Source organism: Asanoa sp. NPDC050611 (assembly GCF_040654855.1).
In the GTDB taxonomy this organism is placed as follows: domain Bacteria; phylum Actinomycetota; class Actinomycetes; order Mycobacteriales; family Micromonosporaceae; genus Asanoa.
Genome location: NZ_JBFAIU010000439.1, coordinates 1 through 5,314, shown reverse-complemented (window position 1 = coordinate 5,314; position 5,314 = coordinate 1). Strand labels below are relative to the sequence as shown.

The window sequence follows — 5,314 nt, the reverse complement described above, 5'->3', positions numbered from 1 at the left end:
GTCGGTGCGACAGCGCGGCCGGTGAGCAACCCAGGCCGCCACCGCCGCGGTCGCGCTGGCCGGCGGGGCGCTGACGTCCGAGGCGGTCGCGGCCGCGGTCGAAGCGGCCTCGCGCTACGTGGCCGGCGGGGGAGCCAACGCCCGGCCTCCGGCCCCGCCACGCACGGGTGGGCCGGCGCCGGACGTGGTGGCCCGCACCCGGGCCGCGGGCGGCACGGTGGTGGCCACCGGCGGCTGTTTCGACCTGCTGCACGCCGGCCACGTCGCCACGCTGGAGGCGGCCCGCCGGCTCGGTGACTGCCTCGTCGTCTGCCTCAACTCCGACGCCGGCGTCGCCGCGCTCAAGGGCCCCGACCGCCCGTTGACCACACAGGCCGACCGGGCGCGGGTGCTGAGTGGCCTGTCCTGTGTGGACGCCGTCGTCGTCTTCGACGAGCCGACACCGGAGGCGGTGCTGTCCTGGCTCCGCCCTGACATCTGGGTCAAGGGCGGCGACTACACCGGCGCCGAGCTGCCCGAGTCGGCGCTGCTGCACCGCTGGGGCGGCCAGACCGTCGTCGTGCCCTACCTGGGCGGCCGCTCCACGACCGCGACCATCGCCGCCGCCCGCACGGGCGGCACCCAACTGGAAGGAGCATCATGAGCAACGACGCGACCGGGCGGGCCGTGCTCGTCACCGGCGGTTCGAGCGGGCTGGGCGCGGCCGTGGTCGACGGCGTCGCCAAGGCCGGCGGACGCCCCTTCGTCATCGACCGGCAGCCGCCGGCCGCGGGTGTGCCGTGGATCCGGTGCGACCTGGCCGACACACGCGCGGCCGAGGCCGCGACCGTCCGGCTGGCCGAACAGTCCGGCGGGCTCGACGCCGTGGTCACCGCGGCCGGCACGGACGTGCCCGGGCGCCTCGACGAGATCTCCGGCCCGCGCTGGGAGATGGTGGTCGCGGTCGACCTGCTCGCCACGGCGGCGGTCGTCCGCGCGGCGCTGCCCTACCTGCGGCGATCGCACGGCTCCGTGGTGACGGTCGCGTCGACGCTGGGGCTCAAGGCGGTCAGCGACGCGACGGCCTACTGTGCGGCGAAGTTCGGCGTCGTCGGGTTCACCCGCGCGCTGGCGGCGGAGACGGCCGGCGAGGTCGGCGTCACGCTGCTCATCCCCGGCGGCATGCGGACGGCGTTCTTCGACGGGCGCACCGAGCAGTACGCGCCCGGGCCGGACGCGGCGCTCAACGACCCGGAGCACGTCGCCGCGACGGTGCTGTTCGCATTGGACCAGCCGCCGGGGTGCGCCGTGCGCGAGCTGGTGGTCTGCGCCGACCAGGAGTCCTCGTACCCGTGATCCTGGTGCTGCGGGCGCTCGGCCTCGGCGACCTCGCGACCGCGGTGCCGGCCCTGCGCGGCCTGCGCGCCGCCTTCCCGGAGCACGAGATCGCGCTGGCGGCACCGCGGTGGCTGGCTCCGCTGCTGCCGCTGACCGGCGCCGTCGACCGGCACGTCCCGGTGGCGGGGTTGGAACCGACGCGGTGGGCCATACCGGAACGCCCGGCGCTGGCCGTCAACCTGCACGGCCGTGGCCCGCAGTCACACCGGCTGCTGGCCACCGCCGGCGCGCCCCGGATGTGGGCGTGGGCGCTGCCGGGCGAGCCGGGGCCGGTCTGGCGCGCCGACGAGCACGAGGTGCACCGCTGGTGCCGCCTGCTGGCCGGCTACGGCGTGCCGACCGATCCCGGCGACCTCGACCTGCGCGCGCCCGGCGGTGCCGGTCCGTCCGGCGTGACGATCGTCCATCCGGGAGCCAAGGCGCCCCGGCGGCGCTGGCCGGCGGAGCGGTTCGCCGCGGTGGCCCGCGAGCTCGCCGCACGCGGCCACCACGTGGTGGTCACGGGGTCGTTGGCGGAGCGGAACCTGGCAGCGCGGGTCGCGACCGCCGCCGGGCTCGGGACCTCGGCGGTCCTGGCGGGCGACACCGACCTCGGCGAGCTGGCGGCGCTGGTGTCCCGCGCGCGCCTGGTGGTCGCCGGTGACACCGGCATCGGTCACCTGGCGACCGCGTACCGCATCCCGTCGGTGCTCCTCTTCGGACCGGTCCCGCCGCGCCTCTGGGGTCCGCCGCCCGACCGGCCCTGGCACCGGGCGCTGCACCCGTCCGCCGAGGGTGACCTGGTGGACGGGGTCGACGTCCGGCTGGCGGCCGTCGGCGTCAGCGACGTGCTGACCGCGGCGCGGGCGGCGCAGGCGGCGCGTCCTCGGCGCGCGGCACCAGGCGGCCGAGCCCGGCGATGACCAGCGACCGGGCCACGGTGTGCCCGGGGTTGACCAGCTGCAGGCGGATGCCGCGGCGCCACGCCACGCGGTAGGCGTCGGCGAGGACGCCGATCGTGGCCGCGTCGACGAACGGCACGTGCCGCAGGTCGACGGTCACGCCCTGACGGGCGGTGCGACAGCAGAACAGCAGCGTGGGGCGCAGCTCGTCGACGTTGTCGTGGTCCACCTCGCCCCGGATCGCGAGCCGGGCCACGCCGCGGTGGTTGCGCACGGCGATCGCGAGCGTCCGCTCGCTCGGCGTGTCGTCGCTCCCGCCGGGGTACGGCGGCGCGGCGTCGCTGAGCAGGCCGGCCCGCAGCCACTCCAACGTGCGGGAGAGCAGCCGGGAGACGTGCATCTGCGAGACTCCGGTCGCCTCCGCGATCTGCACCTGGCTCTGGTTGCCGAAGAAGCGCAACGCGAGGATCTCCCGCTCCCGCGCGGGAAGCCGGGCGATCAGCCCACGGACGGTCTGGATGTCGTCGACCTGCTCCAGATCGTGGTCCGGCGAGCCGATCAGGTCGCCGACCTCCTCGCCCTGCTCGTCGTCGGCCGGCCCGGCGGGACGGTTCAGCGACCGGGCCCGGTAGGCCTGCCGGGCCCGCAGCGCCAGCTCGAGCTCGGCCGGGTCCACCTGGAGCCGATCGGCCAGCTCCGCGCGGGTCGGCGACCGGGCCAGCTCGTACGTCAGGTCCTCGATCGCCCTGGAGGTGGCCAGGGTCAGTTCCTGGATGCCGCGCGGCACGTGGGTGTCCCAGGACGCGTCCCGAAAGTACCGCCGCAGCTCGCCGCGCACCGTGGTCGCGGCGTACCCGGTGAAGGATCCGCGCTCGGCGATCAGACCGTTGACTGCCTTGACCATCCCCATCCGGGCGACCTGACGCAGGTCGTCCAACGGCTCACCGCGATGGTCGAACCAACGCGCGAGCCGGTCCGCCATCGGCAGCGCCTGCTCCCACAGCAGGTCGCGGGTCGCTTCGACGGCCTCGCCCGAGATCTTGGCCTCGGCGTAGTCGCGGGCCACTTCGTCCAGCGACGGTTCGGTCGCGCTCGTCCGGCCGTCAGTCATACGGTTGCCTCCAGTCATGACGCGCTCCACGCCACCTACCCACGTCGCAACCGGGTACTCGCATCCCGGGGGAGCAGATTGGCGCAATCCCGCCCGCCCGGCCGGCAGGTGTGATAGGCGCGGTCAGGCCTGCAGGACCGCCCAGACGACCTTGCCCGCGTCGGTCGGCAGGCAGCCCCACCGGTGGGTGAGCGCTTCGACCAGCGCGAGGCCCCGGCCTCCGTCTCCGTCGGTCGGGCCCGGCATCGCGCGCCGCTCCGGCAGGTCGACACCGCCGTCCTCGAGCGCGACCAGCAGCCACCTTCCGCGGTGCGAGACCCGCAGCGTCATCGTGGTGCCGGCGTGCCTGGTCGCGTTACTGACCAGTTCGGTCACCACCGCGCAGGCCGAGCCCACCAGGTCGGCGAGCCCCCACCGCAGGCAGCCCTCGGTGACGACCGTGCGGGCGTGCCGGGCCGCACCGCTGATCGGCGGCAGCAGCTCCCGTACGGTCGGCCGGGCCCCATCGTGGGCGATCGTCGCCAGGGCGGCCCTGACCGTGCCCCGCAGCGCGAGCACGCGAGGGATCCCGAGCCGGCGCAGCTGGTTGAGGACATCGGGCCGGGACTCGACGACGACGAACGGCACCGCCGGCCACAGGCTCGCCTGCCGGGCCACCGCGGACAGCACGGTCAGCGAGTTCCGGTCGGCGACGGCCGTGCCGGTGAGGTCGAGGACGATGGCGTCAGGCTGGTCGACGAGGCACTTGTGCAGGGTGCCGCGCAGCGCGCTGGACGTGGTGCCGTCGAGCGTGCCATGTGCCGTGACGACGACGGCGGACTCGTGCGGCTCGGTGGCGAACCGCAGCGAACTTTCCCGCATAGTGCTGTCGAGTCTGCCGTGCCTGGCGAATCGCCGCCACTTTTCGCGCGGTGGACCCGATCGAGACCGCCTGAGCACGGCGCCCCCGTTTGGGGCCTGGGGCAACGGGTACGCCAACCGCACCAATTGCGGCGGGAGGCGACCGACATGCCCGAGATCGTGGGCGAGAGCCTGGCGAAGCGGCTGGTCGAGTGGGGCGTGGACACCGTCTTCGGCCTGCCCGGCGACGGCATCAACGGCCTGATGGAAGGGTTCCGCCGGCAACGGGAGAAGCTGCGGTTCGTGCTCGTGCACCATGAGGAGGCCGCGGCGTTCATGGCCACCGGGTACGCGAAGGCGACTGGCCGGATCGGCGTCTGCGCGGCCACCTCCGGGCCGGGCGCCATCCACCTGCTCAACGGCCTCTACGACGCCAAGCTGGACCACGTGCCGGTGCTGGCCATCACCGGCATGCAGGAGACGTCGCTGCTCGGCAGCCGTTACCAGCAGGAGGTGCACCTCGACCGGCTGTTCGAGGACGTCGCCGAGTACAACCTGATGATCAGCAACCCGCAGCAGATGCCGGGCGTGGTCGACCTGGCCATCCGCAACGCGTACGCCAAGAAGACGGTGTCGCACCTGACCTTCCCCAACGACATCCAGGTCGCCGACGTGGAGCAGGACCCCTACCGGCACCCGGCGCCCGGCACCGCGCCGGCGAGCCTGCCCACACTGGACCGGCCGCAGCTCCCGCCGGGACACGAGCAGCTCGCGCGGGCGGCCGAGGTGCTCAACGCGGCGAAGAAGCCGGTGATCCTCGTCGGCGCCGGGGCGCTGCACGCCCGCACCGAGGTGATCGCGGTCGCGGAGAAGCTCGGCGCCCCGGTCGTCAAGACGCTGCCGGGCAAGGCCGTGGTGCCCGACGAGCACCCGGTCACCACCGGTGGGCTCGGCCTGCTGGGCACGAAGCCGAGCGAGGAGGCGATGGAGGAGTGCGACGCGCTGCTGATGGTCGGCGACCAGCGGGCGCAGGCCCATGATCGCCTCGATCAGCTCGGTCTGGCCGTTGCCCTGGACGCCCGCGATGCCGAGCACCTCGCCCGCC

5 protein-coding genes and 1 pseudogene are annotated in these 5,314 nt (G+C 74.7%); 4 read left to right on the top strand and 2 right to left on the bottom strand.

Annotated features, from left to right (window positions below):
* Positions 1-34: 34 nt before the first annotated feature.
* From AB0H87_RS37500 to AB0H87_RS37490, 3 genes and pseudogenes are all read left to right on the top strand, one after another.
* Positions 35-643, top strand: a pseudogene (locus AB0H87_RS37500) (adenylyltransferase/cytidyltransferase family protein); the annotation flags it as partial.
* Positions 640-1,335: an SDR family oxidoreductase gene (locus tag AB0H87_RS37495; protein ID WP_360157133.1), complete on the top strand. Its 696-nt coding sequence runs from the start codon at positions 640-642 to the stop codon at positions 1,333-1,335. The pseudogene AB0H87_RS37500 and the gene AB0H87_RS37495, both read left to right, overlap by 4 nt.
* Positions 1,332-2,279 carry a glycosyltransferase family 9 protein gene (locus AB0H87_RS37490; RefSeq protein ID WP_360157130.1) on the top strand — a complete coding sequence of 316 codons (948 nt, stop codon included), beginning with the start codon at positions 1,332-1,334 and terminating at the stop codon, positions 2,277-2,279. The genes AB0H87_RS37495 and AB0H87_RS37490 overlap by 4 nt, the downstream gene beginning before the upstream one ends.
* On the opposite strand, the gene AB0H87_RS37485 is transcribed toward AB0H87_RS37490, so the two are convergent.
* Together AB0H87_RS37485 and AB0H87_RS37480 are read right to left on the bottom strand one after the other, a co-directional pair.
* Positions 2,197-3,369 (bottom strand): sigma-70 family RNA polymerase sigma factor, encoded by a 1,173-nt coding sequence (locus AB0H87_RS37485; protein ID WP_360157127.1) that lies wholly within the window; start codon positions 3,367-3,369, stop codon positions 2,197-2,199. The genes AB0H87_RS37490 and AB0H87_RS37485 overlap by 83 nt on opposite strands.
* A 123-nt stretch (positions 3,370-3,492) precedes the next feature.
* Positions 3,493-4,230, bottom strand: coding sequence for an STAS domain-containing protein (locus tag AB0H87_RS37480; RefSeq protein ID WP_360157124.1), 738 nt, complete (start codon positions 4,228-4,230; stop codon positions 3,493-3,495).
* 147 nt (positions 4,231-4,377) lie between these two features.
* Between AB0H87_RS37480 and AB0H87_RS37475 the strand changes: the two genes are divergently transcribed.
* A partial coding sequence (locus AB0H87_RS37475) for a thiamine pyrophosphate-binding protein (protein WP_360157121.1) occupies positions 4,378-5,314 on the top strand: 937 nt, incomplete at its 3' end.